At 48.5% G+C, this 18,914-nt stretch carries 14 protein-coding genes and 2 rRNA genes (1 of these 16 cut by a window edge); 7 read left to right on the forward strand and 9 right to left on the reverse strand.

Annotation, left to right across the window (positions count from 1 at the left end; genetic code table 11):
• The first annotated feature begins 59 nt into the window (after nt 1-59).
• The 4 genes from QMA13_RS32710 to QMA13_RS32725 all read left to right on the forward strand — a co-directional run bounded on the left by QMA13_RS32710 (nt 60) and on the right by QMA13_RS32725 (nt 3,240).
• Nucleotides 60-902 (forward strand): MurR/RpiR family transcriptional regulator, encoded by an 843-nt coding sequence (locus tag QMA13_RS32710; protein WP_282937807.1) that lies wholly within the window; start codon nt 60-62, stop codon nt 900-902.
• 19 nt (nt 903-921) lie between these two features.
• Complete coding sequence (nagB, locus tag QMA13_RS32715; protein ID WP_282937808.1) at nt 922-1,650, forward strand: glucosamine-6-phosphate deaminase; 729 nt, start codon at nt 922-924, stop codon at nt 1,648-1,650.
• Complete coding sequence (nagA, locus tag QMA13_RS32720) at nt 1,647-2,831, forward strand: N-acetylglucosamine-6-phosphate deacetylase (protein ID WP_282937809.1); 1,185 nt, start codon at nt 1,647-1,649, stop codon at nt 2,829-2,831. Before nagB ends, nagA begins: the two co-directional genes overlap by 4 nt.
• A gap of 238 nt (nt 2,832-3,069) precedes the next feature.
• Nucleotides 3,070-3,240: a hypothetical protein gene (locus tag QMA13_RS32725; protein WP_282937810.1), complete on the forward strand. Its 171-nt coding sequence runs from the start codon at nt 3,070-3,072 to the stop codon at nt 3,238-3,240.
• A gap of 250 nt (nt 3,241-3,490) precedes the next feature.
• On the opposite strand, the gene murQ is transcribed toward QMA13_RS32725, so the two are convergent.
• The 7 genes from murQ to QMA13_RS32760 all read right to left on the reverse strand — a co-directional run bounded on the left by murQ (nt 3,491) and on the right by QMA13_RS32760 (nt 10,568).
• A complete protein-coding gene (gene murQ / locus QMA13_RS32730; RefSeq protein WP_282937811.1) occupies nt 3,491-4,408 on the reverse strand; it encodes an N-acetylmuramic acid 6-phosphate etherase in 918 nt (305 codons plus the stop codon).
• Nucleotide 4,409: 1 nt separating this feature from the next.
• A complete protein-coding gene (locus tag QMA13_RS32735) occupies nt 4,410-5,438 on the reverse strand; it encodes an N-acetylglucosamine kinase (protein WP_282943669.1) in 1,029 nt (342 codons plus the stop codon).
• An 87-nt stretch (nt 5,439-5,525) separates the two neighbouring features.
• Nucleotides 5,526-6,350 (reverse strand): carbohydrate ABC transporter permease, encoded by an 825-nt coding sequence (locus tag QMA13_RS32740; RefSeq protein ID WP_282937812.1) that lies wholly within the window; start codon nt 6,348-6,350, stop codon nt 5,526-5,528.
• A gap of 11 nt (nt 6,351-6,361) precedes the next feature.
• Nucleotides 6,362-7,315, reverse strand: coding sequence for a carbohydrate ABC transporter permease (locus QMA13_RS32745; RefSeq protein WP_282937813.1), 954 nt, complete (start codon nt 7,313-7,315; stop codon nt 6,362-6,364).
• Nucleotides 7,316-7,349: 34 nt separating this feature from the next.
• On the reverse strand, nt 7,350-8,651 hold the full coding sequence (locus QMA13_RS32750) for an ABC transporter substrate-binding protein (RefSeq protein ID WP_282937814.1): 1,302 nt from the start codon (nt 8,649-8,651) through the stop codon (nt 7,350-7,352).
• Nucleotides 8,652-8,686: 35 nt separating this feature from the next.
• Nucleotides 8,687-9,715 carry a serine hydrolase domain-containing protein gene (locus QMA13_RS32755; RefSeq protein ID WP_282937815.1) on the reverse strand — a complete coding sequence of 343 codons (1,029 nt, stop codon included), beginning with the start codon at nt 9,713-9,715 and terminating at the stop codon, nt 8,687-8,689.
• Nucleotides 9,708-10,568, reverse strand: a complete 861-nt coding sequence (locus tag QMA13_RS32760; RefSeq protein WP_282937816.1) for a MurR/RpiR family transcriptional regulator — start codon at nt 10,566-10,568, stop codon at nt 9,708-9,710. Before QMA13_RS32760 ends, QMA13_RS32755 begins: the two co-directional genes overlap by 8 nt.
• 241 nt (nt 10,569-10,809) lie before the next feature.
• Between QMA13_RS32760 and QMA13_RS32765 the strand changes: the two genes are divergently transcribed.
• The 3 genes from QMA13_RS32765 to QMA13_RS32775 all read left to right on the forward strand — a co-directional run bounded on the left by QMA13_RS32765 (nt 10,810) and on the right by QMA13_RS32775 (nt 15,722).
• Nucleotides 10,810-11,700 carry an AraC family transcriptional regulator gene (locus tag QMA13_RS32765; protein WP_282937817.1) on the forward strand — a complete coding sequence of 297 codons (891 nt, stop codon included), beginning with the start codon at nt 10,810-10,812 and terminating at the stop codon, nt 11,698-11,700.
• Nucleotides 11,701-11,824: 124 nt separating this feature from the next.
• On the forward strand, nt 11,825-13,153 hold the full coding sequence (locus QMA13_RS32770) for an ABC transporter substrate-binding protein (protein ID WP_282937818.1): 1,329 nt from the start codon (nt 11,825-11,827) through the stop codon (nt 13,151-13,153).
• A 1-nt stretch (nt 13,154) separates the two neighbouring features.
• A complete protein-coding gene (locus tag QMA13_RS32775; RefSeq protein ID WP_282937819.1) occupies nt 13,155-15,722 on the forward strand; it encodes a glycosyl hydrolase family 95 catalytic domain-containing protein in 2,568 nt (855 codons plus the stop codon).
• 120 nt (nt 15,723-15,842) lie between these two features.
• On the opposite strand, the gene rrf is transcribed toward QMA13_RS32775, so the two are convergent.
• Nucleotides 15,843-15,959: ribosomal RNA gene (gene rrf / locus QMA13_RS32780) — 5S ribosomal RNA — on the reverse strand.
• Nucleotides 15,960-16,157: 198 nt separating this feature from the next.
• Nucleotides 16,158-18,914, reverse strand: a 23S ribosomal RNA gene (locus QMA13_RS32785); it runs 166 nt beyond the window's last position.

Below are 18,914 nucleotides of genomic sequence, written 5' to 3' on the forward strand. Positions count from 1 at the left end.
AATATTTTCTTCAATATTTTATTTTAATGAAAAATATTTTCTTGATAAATGAGGTCCACATGCCCGGTATATTAAGCGCCATCCATGAACAAATGGAGACGATGAACCCTAAGGAAAAAGAAATCGCAGCCTATGTTCTCTCCCATCCGCAAGATATCGTCCAAATGGGCATTACGGAGCTCTCGCAGCAGTCGGGAGGAAGTACGGCTACCATTTCCCGTTTCTGCAAGCTGTTCCACTTCTCCGGTTACACGGAATTCAAGGTCAAGCTTGCGGCAGAGCTGGCCCAGCAGCCTTCCGTCCAATCCTATCAGGATATTATCGCAGGTAATCCGCTCCAGAGTATTGTAGCGGCCATGGAAGCCAACCATGTTAGCTCCATCACAGACACCACGCGCCTACTGGATATGAAGCAGCTGCAAAAAGCGATCGACACGCTGCAATCCGCTCGCCAAATCGATCTGTATGGGGTTGCTACATCGGGGCTCGTTGCGCAGGATTTTTATCAAAAACTGGTTCGCATCGGCAAACGTGCTTTCGCCTTCTCTGATCCTCATATGCAGATTACGTCCGCCTCCAATCTTACAAGTGAGGACGTTGCCATAGGGATCTCCTACTCTGGGGAGACGGAAGAGACGATCGCTGCGCTGAAATGTGCGGCAGAGAACGGCGCTAAGACCATTTCATTAACCAAATTCGGTACAAACACGCTGACATCGCTTGCCGCAATCTCGTTGTTTACCTCTACTCTGGAAGAAGGTATGCGGCGCGGTGATATGGCTTCCCGAATCGCTCAGCTGCATGTGATCGATATTTTATTCGTTGGTCTCATTAGTGACCAGTTCGATGACTTGGTTCCACGCCTTGAAACATCATTTCAAATGGTTAAAAAATACCGTTAATCACAAGGAGCAGATACTCGTGAATCTACTAACCTTTGACTCTCATGAAAAACTGCATGAATCCGGGGCGAGCATTATTACCGGCTTAGTACAAACCAATCCTCGCGCTGTGCTGGGTCTTGCAACGGGCGGTACGCCGGTCGGCATCTATGAAGAAATCGTTAAGAGCTATCAGCGTGGTGTGGTACGATTCCAAGACGCGATTTCTTTTAATCTCGATGAGTACGTAGGCTTACCGGAGGATCATGCGGAAAGCTATCGTAACTATATGAACACTCACCTGTTCAATCATATTGACCTTCCTCGCAGCCAAGCACACATTCCTGATGGTAATGCCGCAGACCCTGTGGCAGAGTGTAGGCGTTATGACAAGCTACTGGAGCAAGCCAAGCAAATCGACCTGCAGCTGCTTGGTCTTGGTCATAATGGCCACATCGGCTTCAACGAGCCGGATCATGCCTTAATTAGTGGAACTCATGTCGTCGAGCTGCGTGAAGAAACCCGTAAAGCGAATGCGAGATTTTTCGATTCCATGGATCAAGTGCCTACTCACGCTTTAACGATGGGGGTCGGAACGATCCTGAAAGCGAAAATGATCTTGCTCGTCGTTAAAGGAGCAGATAAAGCAGAGATCGTTCATCGCGCCCTTACGGGTCCCATTACGACAGATTGCCCTGCATCGCTGCTGCAAACACATCCTCATTTAGTCGTATTGTTAGATTCCGAAGCTGGGAGGCTGTTTAAATGAGTGAAGGAAAAAATACTTACATCTATAACGTTAAGATCGTTACCCCCGATACAACTATAAAAAACGGATGGATTTTACTTTCCGAAGGACATATCGCAGCCATTGGCAAAGAAACCGGTAGCGTTGAGCACGCCCGTACGCTCGCACGTGACAGTGAAGTTATTGACGGCCAAGGCGGCTGGATACTGCCTAGCTTCATCGATGTGCATGTTCATGGCGGCTATGGTCATGACTTCATGGATGCGGATGCTGAAGGACTTGATGCCATAACCCGCTTCCATGCTCAAAACGGTACTAGCATTATGCTGGCAACGACCGTTACCGCCTCGAAGGAAGACATCGACCAAGTGCTCACGCGGGTTCAAAGCTATCGTGAAGTTGGAATGCCTTATGCCCAGCTGTTGGGTGTTCATCTCGAGGGTCCCTATATCAGCGCCAAATGGCCGGGCGCACAAAATCCGCAGTTCATCGTTCCTCCTCAGCCGGCATGGCTGGAGGATTGGACACAGCGTTTCCCTGGTCTGATCAAGATGCAGACACTTGCACCGGAATCAGAAGGCGCGATCGATTATATCGAAGCTTTGACCCAGCAAGGCATCGTAGCGGCACTCGGGCATACGGATGCCTCGTATGATCAAGTAATGCTCGCAGCAGAGCATGGTCTAAGCCATGCCGTGCATACGTTCAACGCCATGACTCGCCTGCATCATCGCGAGCCAGGTACGGTTGGTGCAGTGCTGACCAACCCGGCCATCATGGCCGAAGTCATCGCCGACGGCCATCATGTGCATCCTGCCTGCATTCGACTGCTCGCGCAGATGAAAGGTCCAGATAACCTGCTGCTCATCACCGATGCCATGTCCGCTGCCGGCCTCGGCAACGGGGAGTACAAGCTCGGCGGTCTCGATGTTATTGTGAACGGCGGCGTAGCGCGGCTTAAAGAAGGCGACAGCCTGGCAGGCAGCACACTGACCATGATCGAAGCGTTCCGCTATGCCGTAAGCGAAGTCGGCATTAGTGTAGAGCATGCAAGCCGGATGGCAAGCGGTACCCCGGCTCGTAGACTTGGTATTGATTCCGAGACCGGAGTGATTGAGGCAGGCAAGCAAGCGGATGTGCTGCTGCTGAACAAAGAGCTCGAGCTGGAACGCGTCTGGGTTCAAGGACGAGTAATTCGCTAACACGTAATTGCTACCGTGTAAGAAAATCAAAAGGACTTATCTATAAATACTCAAGCGCGAAGGAGCGGATACTGCCGCTCCTTCGCGTTTTTTTGTTTCATCTGCATCACGGTATACTGGCGATCCTCATGAATAAAGCCAACTCAGTAGGGAACTTTAGTTGAATGTGTGCACGTTCTATTCTTTCCTAGTGCACTTTGATATCCCGGCAGGGAACAAATCATAAGGAGTGATCTTAATGACAGACATAAAACCGAAGGGTCATGTAGAGTTTCGTCAGCCACCAGCCAAGCTTGTGGCCGATAGAGCTGGGGATGAAGAGATGCGGGAGCATTTGGATGAAATGATCCAAAACGACGGTTACCCGGGAAGCTGCTCTGTAATTGATACTCAACAAGAGAATAAATGATACTACCCCACCAAACGGCTCCGTCCAGTTCTTCTGCAAAGGGGCCGTTTAAATTTTTATCTGATTTGTCTGGAATGTCTAACGACGCTTTACATCGTTTCAGTCTCCCCTTTTAAAATTAAAAAAATCATCATAATTCCTGAGATACGCATCCGCTCCTGGATTATCGTTTTGAAATAATATTCATACTACGATATCCTCCTTAACACATTTTCATATTACGAAACATACCGAAAAAAAGCCTGACCGTCTAGGCCAAGCTTCTGCTCTCTAACCATTTCATTGCGTCGCCAAAATGCTGGCTGCACTCCGTCAGCGCTTCTAGCGCTTGCTCTTTCTCTATACTGAAGAGGATCATCAGGATCGCGACCCGCGCGTCTCCTTCGGCTTGCTGAGTAAAGGCGGCTGCCACTTCACGGTCCACCTTAGCTGCTTCACTTACGATCCGCACTACCCGATCGCGAAGCTTTTCATTCGTCGCCTGTACATTAACCATCAGGTTGCCGTACACTTTACCCAGCTTGATCATCGCCGTCGTCGTAATCATGTTCAACACCATCTTCGTTGCCGTTCCCGCCTTCAGGCGGGTAGAGCCTGTCACTATCTCCGGTCCAACCGGAACTTCAATGGCATATTCTGCAGCCTGACTTAATTTTGCACCTGTATTGCAGGATACGCCAGCTGTCAATGCCCCTAGCTCGCGGGCACGTCGGATAGCTCCGATGACATAAGGCGTGTGGCCGCTGGCCGCAATGCCAACCACAGCATCACTAGCCGTTATTTGCGCTTCAATTTCCTTGGCTCCCGCTTCCTCGTCATCCTCCGCATTCTCAATCGCCGTCGTGATGGCTATCTCTCCGCCAGCAATCAGTCCCGTTACAAGCGTCCTGTCAACGCCGAATGTCGGCGGACACTCAGAAGCATCCAATACGCCTAACCTTCCGCTTGTTCCAGCTCCAATATAGAACAGTCTGCCTCCACGCTTCATCACTTCCACAATCGCTTCAACAGCCCGGGTAACCTGCGGTAGAGACTGCTGCACGGAATAAGCAACCGTCCGATCCTCTTCATTCATTAATTGGATAATTTCAGGAACGCTAAGTCGATCTAAATGGTCTGATTTTGCATTCCGCTGCTCGGTTACCGGTTGTACTGTGCTGTTATCCAACTTACGCTTCCCCTCCTGTCTCCCAGTCCGCAATATGCTGCTTGATTGTATCCGTAATTTGTATTCCCGCCTGCTTTAACGCAAGCATATAGCAGCCGGCTGCCGGTGGGATACTCAACCGTCTTAAGCTCAATCCACTTGCTGCGATAGCTTTATCAGCCGACAGCCGCTCCATAAACCAATCATTCGAGAACAGCCCGCCGCTCAAGACAAGCGGCAAATGGGATACATCCGCAGCCGGCTGCAATACCGCCAACCGTTGTTTTACCGTAACGGCAAGCTCGGCAAGGTCGGCGATAGCCGCTTGAACAATCTTTTCCGCTATTTCATCCCCTTGCTCTGCTGTCATCAATGTCCATTTCGCCACATCGGCAATTACAGTACGTACATTGGATTGACTGTACACATAGCTGATGATCTGATTAGGGTCCGGAAGTGACCAATAGTCCAATAATCGTTCCGTCAGCTGTGTCCTCCTACCTCGCCCATCATGTTCTTTCATCACAGCTATTAAGGCCTGTCTTCCAATATCGTAGCCGCTTCCCTCATCTCCCAGCAAATACCCCCATCCGCCTACGCGAACATACGTATCTGTTTCCGGCAAATAGCCGTATGCAATCGAGCCTGTGCCCGAGATGAGAACTATGCCTGCTTCTCCCCAGGTACCCGCAGCCAAGGCAGTAATCGCATCATTATGAATCGTTATTGCCACCTGATCGGCCAAGAGCTCACGCATGAACGAGTATAACCGCTTCCTCTCCTCAGGTCGATCAGCCCCAGCCAACCCAAGAAATACTCCTGCCAGCTGAGACTCCTCACTCTGAGATAGCTCCATCGCCTGCTCGATAAGCTCTTTAAGCACACGCTTTACTTCATCCCAAGGACGGGATTTGATGCTGCTCGATTCTCCATAGCATGCAGTCAATATACGGCCACAACCGTCACCGATCATGCAAGCGGTCTTGGTTCCACCACCATCGATACCGATATATCTTTGATTCCTTAACTCTTCAGAAGCTTGTTCCTCCATATTCACTAGGCCGCAATCCCCCTCTCAGCAAAGCATGACATTCGATCCCTTACCGGAACACGGCCACAGCTTGTTATTGCAGCAATACTATTTGACGGCCCCCGCAGTCATTCCCTCCATAAACTGCTTGGAAGCCACCGCGAACAAAAGAATCATGGGCAGTGAAGAAAGCGTCAGTCCAGCGAACAACACGCTCCAATCGGTGGAATACTCACTGAACAACGTAAGCATTCCGACAGGAATCGTTTTCTTTGCTTCCTCCTGAATAAAGATTAACGGAAAGAAAAAGTCGTTCCAAACTGTAATAAAATTCATGATCATCACGGTACCCAGTGCCGGTCTCATAAGTGGAGCTATGATACGCAGCAATATATTGATATTCGAGCAACCATCGATTCTCCCCGCTTCCTCCAGCTCCTTAGGCAATGTCCGGAAAAAGCCTGTCAATATGAGAACCGACAAGGGGAGCCCTATCGCCGTATACACAAGAATTAGCGATAATTGCGAGTTCAGCAGCTGCAAATTTTTCATCAGCATAAACAACGGCACAATCCCCAGCTTGATTGGTATCATCATCCCAAGCAAAAAGTAGAAGAACAGCGCACTATTCCATTTGAAAGAAAACCGGGCGATATAAAACGAGGCCAGTGCGCCAAATACTACAATCAATGCGACGGATATGATGCTGACCGCAGCGCTGTTCCAGAAGTAGTCGAAATAACGAACCTGTTCAAGCAGCTTACGGTATGCAGCCAAGCTCCACACATTAGGCAAAGTAAACGGATTTTTGAAAATTTCGATATTCGTCTTCAGTGACGACAGCAGCATGAGGAATATCGGGTAGAGACTGATGACCGCAAACAGGCAAGCTATAACGTACTGGACCATGCGAATTCCAATGGATTGTTTCAACGTAAGCCCCCCTACTCGATATCCCTTTTTTTCATAACTGCCATAAAGAGCGCTGATAACGATGCAATAATAAAGAATAACGTAACCGCCAGAGCCGAACCGAGACCGACCGCAGTGCCATCGCCACTGGAGGATCCGAATGCGGTACGGTAGAAGAACACAGCGAGTGTATCCGTTGAATGAACCGGTTCTCCCTGCGACCCTTGCATCGCATATACCAGCTCAAACGCTTCAAAAGCATGCACGAACGTGAATACAGTAATGATAACGACCGATTGCATCATCATCGGCAATACGATGGAGCGGATCATCCTGAAGCCTTTTACACCGTCCAATCGAGCCGCCTCAAGCACTTCCTGTGAGATCGAATGCAGTCCTGCCAGAAAAATTAAAACCGAGAATCCGATCCCGAACCAGCAGTTCGCCAGGATGATAGCCGTTAGTGCAGTAACAGGCTCCCCAAGCCATGGTCTAGCCCATGTCTCCAGGCCGACTTGCTTGAGAAATAGGTTGACCGCGCCGAAATTAGGATTCAACAGCAGCTTCCATAGAAAACCTACCACGATAACGGACAGCAGCCTTGGTAAAAAGTAAGCTATTTTGAACAGCTCGGCACCCTTTACCTTGGAGAAAATAATATAAGCCAATACGAACGCTATGCCGTTCATCACTATCATCTCGAGAACGAAGTAGTACACGTTGTGTCCGAGGGAGTTCCAAAAATAAGTATTAAACGGTTCCTTCGTAAACAACGTCACGAAATTTCCAATCCCGAGAAAAGCACCCTTCTTTAACCCCTGCCAATCGAACAAGCTGTAGCTGAATGCAGCCAGAATCGGGTACACAATGAACAGTGTGAAGACGGCGAGGGCCGGAATTGGAAACAGATGAATAAATCCTTTTCTCCAGTCGAATGATTTAGGCTTATGCTTTGGTGCTTGCAGTTGGACATTGGTTCCATTCATTGCGCCTCGCCGCCTTTTCCATCTGTATTGTCAATTATTTTGCTGCTGGTTTAAACCAGGTGTCCGCGCTTTTTTGCACTTCCTCAACTACCTGCTGCGGTGTTTGCTTGTTTAAATACAAGCCTTGCAGGGCCGTTTCCAGTGTCACTTTAGTGGTCGGAGTGCCTGAGCTGAAATGAACGACAAACATATAAGGAGTAGAAATGCTGTTTGCAAATTTAGAAATTTTCGTTACCGTCGGATCCGTAGCTTCTGCACCAGGAATCGTGCTTGGCTTCATCAGTTCGCTAGCTACAAGCTGGCCGAACTCTTTGGTCGTCATGAACTCAATAAACTTCATCGCTTCCGCTTTGTTTTTGGACGTTTTATTGACGGAGAACGAACCGTCTACCCAAGTCGTTACCGTCGCTTTACCGCCCGCAGGAGCCGGAACAGGGAATACATCCATTTCCAGCGCAGGATTCATCTTCTTCATAACAGCCAGTTCCCAGTCTCCCATGACCATCATCGCTGCCTGCTCTGTGACGAACAGATTGCGCATGTCATCCATCGAAATGCCTACGTAATTGTCAGGGAAATACTTGGTTAATCCTTGCATCATCTGGATGGAGTCGACGAATGCTTTATCCGTAAAGTTCGTTTGACCTGATGTAATTTTCTTTACAAAGTCCGTACCGCCATAGAAACCAGGGCCGAGCGCTCCATGCGTCAAGGAAAGAATCCAGCCTTCCTTGGAGCCGAAGGCAAATGGTGTCACTTTATTTTGCTTCAGCGTATCCGCTGCCTTGATCAACTCTTCCCATGTTTTTGGCTCTTCAATATTGAACTTCTTGAAGATCTTTTTGTTATAAAAAATTTGTGTCGAGCTGAATACCGTCGGAACGCCGTATACCTTGCCATCTTTACCGGTTGCTGCTGACAATGTATCCTTCGACATCACGCTTAAACCTTTGATTGAATCAAGCGGCTCCAAATATCCCGCATCGGCTAGAGCAATTCCCGCCGCATAAGGACGAAGCTGAATAATATCCGGGCCGCTGCCCGTTTGCAGCGCTGTGTTCAGCACCGTATTGTACTCCGTGCTTTTGGTCGGGGAGAATTGGATTTCTACGTTTGGATTTTTCTTCTGGTACTCTTTAATGATTTTTTCGTAGGCTTCCTTATCTTCCGTCCTCCAGCTTCCCATCGTCAGCTTCACTTTTTGTGCCGGTGGTTGTGCTGTTGCTTCCCCCTTGTTATCCTTTGGAGCTGTGGTAGCAGCCGGTGTATTCGAAGAGCTACACCCGGCCAGTGACGCCGCTAATATTGCTGCAAGAACCAGAGAAACATGTTTCATTGTGATTATTCCTCCCTTTATTGTTCTTCTATTTTTTATTTAACCCCATGAATCGAGGAATAAATACTTTGATGTAAAAGCGGCCGCAGCTGCCTTATCGGGGTAGCTCTTCCGTAATGAACTGCATTCGTTAAGAACACGACTACGAGCTCGCTTTGCGGTTCAATCCAAAGACTTGTTCCTGTAAATCCGGTATGTCCAAAGCTGCCGTGAGGCCAATGACTGCTGCAGCTTGGAGCGGACGACTGTCCGTGCCATACTTCCCATCCAAGCCCGCGCCCGAGAAATGGCTCAGCTGTACATTCGTTACGCCACTTCGCTGGCAGTACGCTCGGGTTCGTTGAAAGCCAGCTTCTCCCGTACCGTGCCAAGTCGCCCGCTGTCGCGAACAGCCCCGCGCTTCCTGATACTCCGCCAAGCTGATAGCTCTTCTCGTCATGCACCTCTCCATGGATGAATGTTCCTTTATACTCCTCTGTTGGAGCCATGCGATACTTTTCAGCCTCTTCAGGCAAATACCCCGAACTGGTCATTCCCAGCGGAAGATGAATTTCACGACGGACGAAGTCATTCAGTCTCTCTCCCGTCACCCTTTCAACAGCGGCACCTAATAGAATAAATCCCAAGTCGCTGTATTTCACTTGCGTCCCCGGTTCATAGATCAAATCCTGCTCAAACAGTTCCTGCATCACGTTTCGAGGTGTGTTTCTTTCCATCCCAGCCAAATCGGGCGGAAGACCAGAGGAGTGCTGCAGCAAATGCTGCATGGTGACCTGAGGATGGTGAAACTCCGGAAAGTAGCGCTGTACTGAATCTTCGAGTGCCATGTGCCCTCGGGACACCAGCAGCATGACAGCGGGCAGCGTTGCTGTAACTTTAGTTAACGAAGCGATATCAAAGAGTGAGTCGTTTGATAACGCTTTCTTTTCTTCGGAGTTTGAAAGCCTATAGCCTCCAAACGCCTGCTGCAATATCGTTTGACCGCCAAGCGAGATATCGACGACGGCCCCGGGAATTTTCCCGTCTACTACCCAGCTTTCAATGAGTTGTACGATGTTATCCATTTCGCTTCGACCCGCTAACCGCTTTACGCGTTCTTTCCAGTGATTGAATGCTTTCCTCGTAGGTACGACTCGCTATGCCTACATAAAGAATATCGATGACGTTCAGCTGTGCGATCCTCGATGCCATCGCACCGCTCCGTATACTTTGTTCGAGGGAGCTCGTAAATAAACGAATGTCCGCCATTTCAGCTACCGGATTGCTTCCGAATTTCGTTAGAGAAATGAGAGTCGCACCGGATTCTTTCGCAATTTTTAACGATTGAATAATATTTTCCGTCTGACCGGAATAAGAAATTCCGAAAGCTACATCATCCTTGGTCATGTTAGCTGCCAGCGTCGCTTGGGAATCAAAGTCCGGGGCCGCCTCACACCAACGGTTAATACGGGATAGCTTTTGCTTGAAGTCCTGGGCAATGACTGCGGAGGCTCCCACTCCAAAGAAATAAACTCTTCTTGCACTGCTCAAGCAGTCTATCGCCCTCTCCACATCTTTCGGAGAAAGCACGGTCAGCGTATCTTGAATCGATAACGTGTTGTTATGCGAGATGGACTGGATTAACTCCTGTACCGATCCGTCTATTTGAATTTCCTGGTAAGAATGAATTTCCGAATGAACCGACTTGGCGAGATCCGCCGCGATACGAAGCTTCAGCTCTTGAAACCCTTTTAAATGAAGCGATCGGGCCAGCCTTACAATAGTGGCTTCACTAACTCCTGCCAGTTCCGCTACCTTTTGCACCGAGGCATTGACGACTGTCTCAGGATGATCCACTATGTATTGAGCGACCTTCTGCTCCGTAGGCTTTAACGTTTGCAGCGCTTCCTTTATTCCTATAAGACCGCCGTTTAACATACAGGTATCTCCTTTGTGCTCGTTTCTTTTCAATAAGTAAAAGAACATTTACAATATCATTATAAAATAAAATTTCTCAAAGTAAATACTTTTTTGAAATTTTATTTCACAAACTTTTTTTTACAAAATTCTACAATATTTCTTATTGGAACAAAGGTTTTTGTCCTCTTTTTATTGAAATAATAAAGATCATTTTTTAGCTCAATAGAGTCCCTTGATAAAAGGATCGGAGGTACTACGGATGCAAATCGTGAAATTTAGAAGGTGGATAGACAATCTATACCTTTTTAATTACAGACATACGTACACCGCATCTGTCGAACATTTCCACGCACATGATGGACTAGAGATATTGTATATCCATGAGGGTAGCGGAAAATTCATCATCAATGACTGTGTTTTTGAAGTACGTCCCCATACCTTGATCTTGATCAAACCATTTCAGATCCATTACATGCGCATGGATACGCCTCCGGATTATACCCGCAGTGTACTCAAAATGAAGGTGTCGTTCATCGAGCAATACGCTGCTTTGTTCCCTTACCTTTCCTCGTTCCTGACTCAAATTATCGATAATAAAATGAGTCGGCAGCTGTTCTATTTGACCGATGATCAGGTTACGCACCTTGACCACGGATTCGATGATTTGAATGAGATATTGTCCACCAGTCCGGAGATCATGCATCGGGAAGCCGTGCTGCTGTTTTCCTATCATTTTTTTTCCTATTTTCAAAGAAAGCTGTATATGTCCGAAGAGCTGTCCCACGAACCGTTTACCCAGGGCTCAACGCAGCATATTAACAACATTTTGAAATGGATCAACGATCATTATAAAACGCAATTTAAAATGGAAGATCTGGCACGCGACCTACATTTATCACCTAACTACTTATCCAAGCTCTTCAAAGAACAAATCGGCAAAACGATAACCGAATATACCATGGAAAAAAGACTGGAGGAAGCGCGGGCACTTCTTCATTCACAAGATCTATCCATCAAACAGATCAGTGTGGAGACCGGCTTTCATTCCCCATCCTATCTTATCTATTCTTTTAAGAAAAAATTCGGTATGACTCCTCATCAGTACGCAGAGGGTTTCAAGAAGCTCATTCATCAGGCAAGAGAAAAATAATACCCGCAATGTAAGCGCTACCAGATGTAGGATAGCATTTTGATACTTTTCTATGACATTGTGATATTCAGTTTACTATAAGATGAATTCAAATCCATGTAGTAAAAAATGGGGAGGGTTCACTTTGTTAAACAAAAAAGCAGTTACATCCTTGTTCCTTGTCACAGCTGTCATGATGTCTGGTTGCAGTACGAAAGACAGTTCCGCCGTCGGCAGTACGGGGGATACGGGTAAAGCCGAAGTCGCTAAAAACAACACTCCGTTTACGCTATTATTTTATACGGCCCAGAACGGAAACTACGCTAATGAAGAAAACTTCTCTAAAGAGATCGGCGATTTTATTACAGCCAAATTCCCGCATATTAAAGTAGAGCATATTCATAAGGGAAAAGGTCAGGACTACCCTGATTTGATAGCTGCTGGCACAATCCCCGATATCATTCTGGAGAGCAGCACTAATGTGAGGCCAAGAATTATTTCGAATGATCTCAACTACGATCTGACCGAGCTCATCAAGAAGCATAATTTTGATATAAATCGGCTGGATCCGACCGTCGTTCAGGTTTTGAAGAACTGGGGCGATGGAAAGCTGTACGGGCTTCCTTTTATGGGAAGCAACTTGATCTTGGGCTATAACAAAGATATTTTCGATAAATTTGGCGTTCCTTATCCGAAGGATGGCGTAACTTGGGATGAGGTATACGATATTGCCCGCAAAGTGTCCCGCGCGGATAACGGTGTGAATTATGTAGGTCTTCGTTACAATAGCCCATTAGTGTTCAAGTACAATCAAAGATCGTTAGGCTTCATGAATGAGAAGGAAGACAAAGCCGCCGTCAATACCGATGCCTGGAAGGATCTATTTGCTAACTTCAAACGAATTTACGATATCCCTAACAATGAGATTTCGATCCCTGGAGAGTTTGCCGGTGGAACCGAAGCAATGGACTTGAACGTTACGGAGAAACTGATCACATGGTCTCAGAAAAACCCAACCACGAACTGGGATATTTTAGCTGCCCCTGTGTTCAAGGATGCTCCGAAGGTCGGTTTCCAGCCTAACTTCTACTCGATGTATGTGACTAAGCAATCCAAGCATAAAGACGAAGCTTTTGATGTAATCGCTTACCTGTTGTCGGATGAAGTTCAGACGCAATTATCGAAAAAAGCATTGCTCACCCCTCTGACAGATAAAAAAATCCAAGGCGTGTTCGGTCAGGATATCGAATCGTTAAAGGGGAAAAATTTGCAGGCGGTCTTCTATAATCGTTACGCAGCCCCTTCCCCTATCCGTGATGCAGGCTTGACGTTCGCCGATGTAGCCGGAATACCTGGCAATACGTTCGATAAAATGCTCAAAAATAATATGGATATCAACTCGGCGCTGCGGGAAGCGGAAGAAGCCATCAACAAAGCCTTGACCGATGCAAAAGCCCAAGGAGGTACCAAATAGGATGAATCAGCTGCCGTGGCAAGGCCATCTTCCTCTTAAGGAAATGGCCAAGCAAGTGCAAATCAGCAGAACGTTGCACCCAACCTGCCCTCAGCCTCAAGCGGCCTGGTCCATGGATTCGAAGCTATATCTGAATCATCCGTCCATTAAAGCGGCGTTATGGGGCCCACCGGAGCAAATTACTTTAAGTATGATTAAGTCGGATATCTTCGATCGCAGAATCGCCAATCCGTCCATTTTAACGATACAGGAAATTCGTGAAGGCGCCTTTTCCGAGGAGAATGATGGCTTTCAAGATATTCAGCCAACAGGCAATACAAGGCCCAGTTATGGAACACTTGATCCAAGAGGCGGACGCAGAGAGCCTTATGCTGCATTTCGTGCCTATCCGTTTCCTTGTCAAAAGCCCGTTGGGCAAATTATGGTTCGTTGTAATGACTTCATAGGCAGTGAACCAACGGAAACAACACAGCATTGCAGCAACGGCTTAACCCACAGCACTATGGTTCATGGGAATTCATCGCTTCAGTTGGATGTTCTTCTCTCCATGAGGCGCAGCGTCATAGCCATGCGGACAGAGTTTGCTGGGTTATCCCAGCCTCTCTCCTTCCGCTTTTACCGTCATAGGGATCAAGCTCACCGCATGTACATGAATGCCGAAGGAACAGAATTTAAACCATTGCATGAGCGTCAGCCCGTATATCAGCCAAGAAATAGTGATCAGCCTATCGAGTATTATAACTATGAAGATGAGGCAGAGTGGAACGGGCCGATTGAACCTCCAACGAGTGGCTATGAAGGCAGATTTTTTTGGATTAAGCAAATGCTTCCGGCTGAAAAAACGTTTCCCAATGGCTTCGAGTATGTGCTGATGGGGCTTATAAGCGATAGCGAAGCAGACTTGGATACTGTTGAGAATGGCCTCGATTTAGGAACTCTCCCTCATTCCGATGAGGGCTGGAAATTCCATGAGAAGGACTATGAATATATTCGTCAAGCTTCTGGAGCTGCTGCGACTGCGACCTTACAGGGAAATGGTTCAGGTCACGCAACGATCTATTCCGTAATTATCACCTCCAATGATGCTGCGGACATTATGGAAAAGGCCAAGCAAGAGCTGTTGAAAGCTGAAGCCGATGGATTTGAGGCTCTGCTTGAGGAGAACGAAGACTGGTATAGAGCATTGTACGATAAGAGAGAAAATGGAAGAGTTCTTTATCCCGGAGATTCGCATTATGAAAAAGAAATAACCCATCTATTCAACAGTTGGGCGTGCAAACACAGCGGCGGCTGCCAAACGGATGCACGAAAATTTGAGGCCAGCGCCTCCTACGCGGGCATTGAAACCGACATACAGCCATGGCACAGCCTGCCCTGCTATAACGAGCTATTCTACACTCCCACGGTCGTTCGTTCACGAGAAGACTCGCTAGCTATGTGGTGGCAGCTAGTGGAGCACTGGCTCCCGGCAGCACGAAAAAATGCTTCCGAAGTGTATGGTCTCCCTGGCATGATACTTGTTCACGGGTATTTGCCCCCGATCAAGCCGGACCGTTATGTTCATACTAATTCGACGTTAGAATTGTGTTTAGATACGGGGGCTCAAGTGCTCAAAGTGCTATGGGATATGTGGGATTACGCCGCGGATGAAGCTTTGCTGCATAGACTGCTTTACCCAGCTTTGCGTGATCTGGCTATTTTTTATGCAGCCTACATCGAGCTGCAAGATGACGGTCTCTTCCACATCGTCCCTACAGTCGAAGCGGAAAGCTGGGGAATCCAACCGAAGTTCGAATACAGCAGAGATACAATCAGTGCGATCTCCATGTTCCGTTGGACCTTTCGCAGGGCTGCCGAGCTGGCGGACTATTTGAACATTGACCCGGATTTGAAAGCGGACTGGCTGCATGCTGCCGATCATCTGCCTCCATATCCGACTTTCGAGACAGAAGAGGGTCTCATTTATGCAGGTGTTCCTGGTATTAAACCGCGCTGGTCTAGAGGCTGTCATCCTTGGTACATCGGCGTTTATCCTACTACTCTAGCTGATGAAATTCATCTGGATAGCGGACAGGAAGCAAAGGAAATCATGCTTCGCACAGCTCGAAGTGTGCCTGCAGGACATAACCGCCCGATTTATGTATTACTAGGAGAGTGCAAGGACAGGTTCCCTTCTGTCGATGGTTCACATCCTAGATCAATCGAAACCTATGACGATCTATGCCGAGCGATTAATGAGGATCCGGAACGGGTCATCAACAGCCGTAGCGGACGTATTCATTTGTTCCCGGCTGTACCGGATTGGGCAGAAATTTCATTCCGAAAATTCCAGGCTCGCGGTGGTTTTTGGATATCCGCTGCACGTACCGCAGCTGGTGTGACCGTAGTCGAAATCGAGGCCCGTCGTTCTTCAGCGTGTCAGATCATGAGTCCATGGCCTGGGGAAAAGGTTGTACTTGTTGAACTCGCTACAGGGAAGAGGATGAATATCAACATCGATACGACAGATCATGAATGTATTATTTTCGAAGCCTTGGGAGGTCACACTTATCGACTGACAAAAGGATAAAACAAGAGGCCGTTTCTGCATCTCTCTGCTGAAACGGCCTTTATGTATCATTATTATGTAAGATATTAAAATTTCGCACAAAAAAAGCAGCTGATCTGATTAAAAGATCAACTGCTTTTTGCTTGGCGACGTTCTACTCTCCCAGGACCCTGCGGTCCAAGTACCATCGACGCTGGAAGGCTTAACGTTCGTGTTCGGTATGGGTACGCGTGGTTCCCTTCCGCCATCATCACCAAACTAAGAGCTTTGCTTTAGCAAAACTGTCTTCGTAAGCATACGCTTTTTTCGAAGGATTACTTCTTCGAAATCGCTGCGAGAAAATATCCTTCCTTAAAAAGGACATGCAGCTCAAGGCTTATTCCTTGAAAACTAGATACGAAATAAATGCGCGTTTGTTGAGCTAATACTTCTGCATGTTGTACACATCACAGAATCTTGGATAAGCCCTCGACCGATTAGTATTCGTCAGCTCCACACGTTGCCGTGCTTCCACCCCGAACCTATCAACCTCGTCGTCTTCAAGGGGTCTTACATACTGGGAAATCTCATCTTGAGGGGGGCTTCACGCTTAGATGCTTTCAGCGCTTATCCCGTCCGTACGTAGCTATCCAGCCGTGCTCCTGGCGGAACAACTGGTACACCAGCGGTACGTCCATCCCGGTCCTCTCGTACTAAGGACAGCTCCTCTCAAATTTCCTACGCCCACGACAGATAGGGACCGAACTGTCTCACGACGTTCTGAACCCAGCTCGCGTACCGCTTTAATGGGCGAACAGCCCAACCCTTGGGACCTACTTCAGCCCCAGGATGCGATGAGCCGACATCGAGGTGCCAAACCTCCCCGTCGATGTGGACTCTTGGGGGAGATAAGCCTGTTATCCCCAGGGTAGCTTTTATCCGTTGAGCGATGGCCCTTCCATTCGGTACCACCGGATCACTAAGCCCGACTTTCGTCCCTGCTCGACCTGTATGTCTCGCAGTCAAGCTCCCTTATGCCTTTGCACTCTTCGAATGATTTCCAACCATTCTGAGGGAACCTTGGGGCGCCTCCGTTACTTTTTAGGAGGCGACCGCCCCAGTCAAACTGCCCACCTGACACTGTTCCCCGACCGGTTCACGGCCGCGGGTTAGAACTCCGATACGATCAGGGTGGTATCCCAACGTCGCCTCCACACAAGCTGGCGCTCATGCTTCTCAGGCTCCCACCTATCCTGTACAGATCGTACCAAAGTCCAATATCAAGCTGCAGTAAAGCTCCATGGGGTCTTTCCGTCTTGTCGCGGGTAACCTGCATCTTCACAGGTATTAAAATTTCACCGGATCTCTCGTTGAGACAGCGCCCAAGTCGTTACGCCATTCGTGCGGGTCAGAATTTACCTGACAAGGAATTTCGCTACCTTAGGACCGTTATAGTTACGGCCGCCGTTTACTGGGGCTTCGGTTCATAGCTTCGGGATTGCTCCCTAACCACTCCCCTTAACCTTCCAGCACCGGGCAGGCGTCAGCCCGTATACTTCGCCTTGCGGCTTCGCACAGACCTGTGTTTTTGCTAAACAGTCGCTTGGGCCTTTTCACTGCGGCCCCCTCGGGCTATTCACCCTACCGAGGCACCCCTTCTCCCGAAGTTACGGGGTCATTTTGCCGAGTTCCTTAACGAGAGTTCTTCCGCGCGCCTTAGCATGCTCTGCTCGCCTACCTGTGTCGGTTTGCGGTACGGGCACCTTCTCCCTGGCTAGAGGCTTTTCTTGGCAGCCTGAACTCATGACCTTCGCTACTGCAATTTTCGCTCCCCATCACAGACCAGCCTTAACGATGTGCGGATTTGCCTACACATCAGCCTCTCTGCTTGGACGGGCATCCATCAGCCCGCGTCACTATCCTTCTGCGTCACCCCATTGCTCATAACGGTTCACGGTGGTACAGGAATTTCAACCTGTTGTCCTTCGACTACGCCTTTCGGCCTCGCCTTAGGTCCCGACTTACCCTGAGTGGACGAGCCTTCCTCAGGAACCCTTAGGCTTTCGGCGGACAAGATTCTCACTTGTCTTTTCGTTACTCATACCGGCATTCTCACTTGTATGCTGTCCAGCGCTCCTTACGGTACACCTTCAACCTACATACAACGCTCCCCTACCCAAGAACATTACTGTCCTAGCCATAGCTTCGGTGGCGTGTTTAGCCCCGTTACATTTTCGGCGCAGAGTCACTCGACCAGTGAGCTATTACGCACTCTTTCAATGGTGGCTGCTTCTAAGCCAACATCCTGGTTGTCTGTGCAACTCCACATCCTTTCCCACTTAACACACACTGGGGGACCTTAGCTGATGGTCTGGGCTGTTTCCCTCTTGACAATGGATCTTAGCACTCACTGTCTGACTCCCGGGATGAAAGTATGTGGCATTCAGAGTTTGACTGGACTTGGTAACCCTTGGCGGGCCCCGCACCCAATCAGTGCTTTACCTCCACTACTCATCTCCCGAGGCTAGCCCTAAAGCTATTTCGGGGAGAACCAGCTATCTCCAAGTTCGATTGGAATTTCTCCGCTACCCCCACCTCATCCCCGAATTTTTCAACATTCGTGGGTTCGGGCCTCCAGTGCGTGTTACCGCACCTTCACCCTGGACAGGGGTAGATCACATGGTTTCGGGTCTACGCCCACGTACTAAGTCGCCCTATTCAGACTCGCTTTCGCTGCGGCTTCGGCTCTTCACCTTAACCTTGCACGGGAACGTAACTCGCCGGTTCATTCTACAAAAGGCACGCCATCACCCATGAACGGGCTCTGACTTCTTGTAAGCACACGGTTTCAGGTTCTATTTCACTCCGCTCCCGCGGTTCTTTTCACCTTTCCCTCACGGTACTGCTTCACTATCGGTCGCTAGGGAGTATTTAGCCTTGGCAGATGGTCCTGCCTGCTTCCCACGAGGTTTCACGTGTCTCGCGGTACTCGGGATCCGTCTAGCGATACGTTCGTTTTTGGCTACAGGACTTTTACCCTCTCTGGTCGGCCTTTCCAGACCGCTTCACCTAACCAACTTTTCGCACATTGACGTCCCACAACCCCAGAGGGCAAGCCCTCTGGTTTGGGCTATTCCGCTTTCGCTCGCCGCTACTGACGGAATCACTTTTGTTTTCTTCTCCTGAGGGTACTTAGATGTTTCAGTTCTCCTCGTATGCCTCCAATGCAGCTAT

The sequence above is a fragment of the Paenibacillus sp. RC67 genome (assembly GCF_030020805.1).
Taxonomy (GTDB): domain Bacteria; phylum Bacillota; class Bacilli; order Paenibacillales; family NBRC-103111; genus Paenibacillus_S.